We start from the raw sequence: 3,168 nt of genomic DNA, 5'->3' as shown, positions 1-3,168 counted from the left end.
AGGCGCTCGGCGTGCCGCTCGCGGCGAACGGCTCCGACCTGCTGGCGCCGCCGTTCTCGCTCGAGGTCCGGGTCGGCCCGCTCGCGCACGCGACCGGTCCGCGCACGGGCATCAGCGGCGCGGGCGGGGCGGCGTCGTACCCGTGGCGGTTCTGGGTGCCGGGGGATCCGGGCGTCTCGGTCTACCGGAGGCATCCGAAGTCGCACTGACCGGACGTCGTCGGGCGGCGCCAGACCTGCGCCTCCGTGCCGATCAGCGGATCGCGAGGTGCACGGCGAGGGCCGCGGCGCACGCCCAGATGAGGCTGGCGAACGTGCCGATGATGAAGCGCTCCCGCGCCTCGGGCGCCTCGAGCTCGGTGAACCGCCCGACGCCCTTGACCGCCACGACGATCGCGAGCCCCTCGGGGAATCCCGCGATGATCGTGCCGGCCGAGGCCAGCCGTTCGAGCACGCCGATCGTGAGCCCGCCGCGGAGGACCTCGTGACGGGCCGGCGCGATGCCGGGCGTGGTCGGCTCGTCCGAGCGGAGGGCGACGAGGATGCCGCCGTGCGCGCCGGGCGGCGTGCTCGAGCCCATCGCGAGCTGCAGTGCGGTCGCTGCGGCCGGGCTTCCGCCGAAGACCGCGACGACCATCCCGAGCAGGCCCACGAGCGGCGCGGCGACCGTGGGCACGTCGTCGGGCACGGTCGAGGCCGCGACGATCGCGAGTGCGAGGGCGCCCGCGGCCGGCCAGAGGTGGATGGGCCTGGGGCGGAGGTACGCCAGGACGGAGAGCACCGCCGACGCGCCGAGCGCGACGACGATCACCGCCCATCCGACGGCCGACATCGCACCGACGACGTTCACGGGTCCTCCGCTCTCCCGGATCCGGGCCGGGTTCGGGTCCGGGCGTTCGGGTCCCGGGGCTCGGGGTCGAGCATATCGACGGCCTCGGTCACCGCCCGGGGAGCGTCGACTCCGCACCGCGGTCGCCGAGCGAGGCGATCAGTCGGACGACCGCCGGGCGCGCATCGTCGTCGGCGGACCACATGGCGGTCCGGAGCCGTTGGCTGACCGCGGCATCCGAGATCCCGAGCAGTTCGGCTGCGTGCTTCTGGGAGCGACCCGAACGCACGAGGTCGACCGCCTCCCAGCCCTGCGGGGTCCGGCGGTCGCGGATGAGCAGGAGCAGCCGGACGATCGCCTCGACCTCGTTCGCCGGGAGCAGTCCCGTGTCCTCGCCGTCCGTCCGGAGCGCGAAGCGCGCCTCGGCGCGCTTGGCCGCGTCGACCGCCTCGCGCGCCGCGAAGAACGCGCCGCCGGTCGCCTTGCGGACGGCGTCGGGGAGGGGCTCGCGCACGTCGCCGATGCCGAGGCCGATGCTCCAGTGCCCGTCGCGCGCGAGGTGCAGCACGAGGTCGGTCGCGGCCTCCGCCTCGCCGGTGAGCGCCTGCAGTTCGTCGCCGGAGGTCTGGTCGACGGGCAGGTCGAGTCGATCGCCGAAGCGTTCCTGGAGCTCCTGCTGCATGGCCGCCGAGCGGTCGACGTCGGTGCGGCTGCCGATCTGGTCGGCGGTCACGACGTACATGGCTGCTCCTCTGTCACAAGGGTGGAGACTTGACCGGGCTGAGTTAAGTATAGAAGCTTCAACCAGTATGATCAAGACTGCAGGCTTGACCGGGACGAATGCCCGCCGCTGCTACCCTTGCACTCGTGTCCGACCCCGCGATCCTCGCCACGCAGCAGAACGACCCCTCGTTCGACGACGTCTGGGAGGAGCTCCGCTGGCGCGGGCTCGTCCACGTGTCGACCGACGAGTCGGCGCTCAAACGACTCCTCGCAGGCGAGCCGATCACGTACTACTGCGGGTTCGACCCGACCGCGCCGAGCCTGCACCTCGGCAACCTGGTGCAGATCCTCACGCTGCGCCGCATCCAGCTCGCCGGCCACAAGCCGCTCGGCCTCGTCGGGGGTTCCACCGGCCTCATCGGCGACCCTCGCCCCACCGCGGAGCGCACCCTGAACACGAAGGAGACGGTCGCCGAGTGGGTCGAGCGCCTCGACGCCCAGGTCCGACGATTCCTCTCCGCCGAGGGCGAGAACGCCGTCCGCATGGTGAACAACCTCGACTGGACCGCCGGCCTCTCCGCGATCGACTTCCTCCGCGACATCGGCAAGCACTACCGCGTCGGGACGATGCTGAAGAAGGACGCGGTCGCCTCGCGCCTCAGTTCCGACGCCGGCATCAGCTACACCGAGTTCAGCTACCAGATCCTCCAGGGGTTCGACTACCTCGAGCTCTACCGCCAGTACGACTGCGTCCTGCAGACGGGCGGCAGCGACCAGTGGGGCAACCTCACGAGCGGCACCGACCTCATCCACCGCGTCGAGGGGGTGCACGTCCACGCGATCGGCACGCCGCTCATCACGAACTCCGACGGCACGAAGTTCGGCAAGAGCGAGGGCAACGCCATCTGGCTCGACGCCGACATGTGCAGTCCGTACCGCTTCTACCAGTTCTGGCTCAACACCGACGACTCCGACGTGATCGACCGGCTCAAGGTCTTCACGTTCCTCCGTCGCGAGCGCATCGAGGAGCTGGCCGAGAAGGTCGAGACCGAGCCCTTCCGCCGCGAGGCGCAGCGGGTGCTCGCGCACGAGGTGACGACCCTCGTGCACGGCGCGGATGCCACGGCCTCCGTCATCGCGGCCTCGCAGGCGCTGTTCGGACAGGGCGACCTCGCCGGCCTCGACCGGGGCACGCTCGAGGCCGCGCTCCGCGAGCTCCCTCACACCGAGACCGGCGCGGACGCCACGGTCGTGCAGCTGCTCGTCGACACCGGCCTCGTCTCGAGCCTCAGCGAGGGTCGCCGCGCAATCGCCCAGGGGGGCGTCTCGATCGACAACGTGCGCGTCGAGGACGACACGACGCTGATCGGCGGCCGGGTCGACGCCGGCGGCATGGCCGTCCTCCGTCGCGGCAAGAAGACGCTCGCGGGCGTGTTCGTCCGGTAGGCCCGGTGACACGCGAGGCGGCTGATCGGCTCCTCGCACGAGTCCGCGCGGAGCTCGATCTCGATCCCGCCGCGCTCGCGATGCTCGCGCCGCTGCCCGAGGTGCCGCTGCCCGCGCGCCTGGACGTGTCCGCGCTGGCCGCGGCATCCGTCGCCGCCGCGAGCGTCGCCG

General features: G+C 72.2%; 3 protein-coding genes and 1 pseudogene. 2 read left to right on the top strand and 2 right to left on the bottom strand.

Annotation, left to right across the window (positions count from 1 at the left end; translation table 11 throughout):
* Positions 1-209, top strand: a pseudogene (locus ESO86_RS14255) (DNA-3-methyladenine glycosylase); the annotation flags it as partial.
* Between the two features lie 43 nt (positions 210-252).
* On the opposite strand, the gene ESO86_RS14250 reads toward ESO86_RS14255, so the two are convergent.
* Together ESO86_RS14250 and ESO86_RS14245 are read right to left on the bottom strand one after the other, a co-directional pair.
* Positions 253-849, bottom strand: coding sequence for a hypothetical protein (locus ESO86_RS14250; RefSeq protein WP_129235590.1), 597 nt, complete (start codon positions 847-849; stop codon positions 253-255).
* An 88-nt stretch (positions 850-937) separates the two neighbouring features.
* Positions 938-1,570: a DNA-binding protein gene (locus ESO86_RS14245; RefSeq protein WP_129235589.1), complete on the bottom strand. Its 633-nt coding sequence runs from the start codon at positions 1,568-1,570 to the stop codon at positions 938-940.
* 125 nt (positions 1,571-1,695) lie between these two features.
* Between ESO86_RS14245 and tyrS the strand changes: the two genes are divergently transcribed.
* Positions 1,696-2,997: a tyrosine--tRNA ligase gene (gene tyrS, locus ESO86_RS14240; RefSeq protein WP_242492381.1), complete on the top strand. Its 1,302-nt coding sequence runs from the start codon at positions 1,696-1,698 to the stop codon at positions 2,995-2,997.
* Positions 2,998-3,168: the final 171 nt, after the last annotated feature.

The organism is Agromyces binzhouensis, assembly GCF_004135055.1.
Lineage (GTDB): Bacteria > Actinomycetota > Actinomycetes > Actinomycetales > Microbacteriaceae > Agromyces > Agromyces binzhouensis.
The sequence above is the reverse complement of the archived record's forward strand: the minus strand, read 5'-3'. Positions and strand labels throughout refer to the sequence as shown.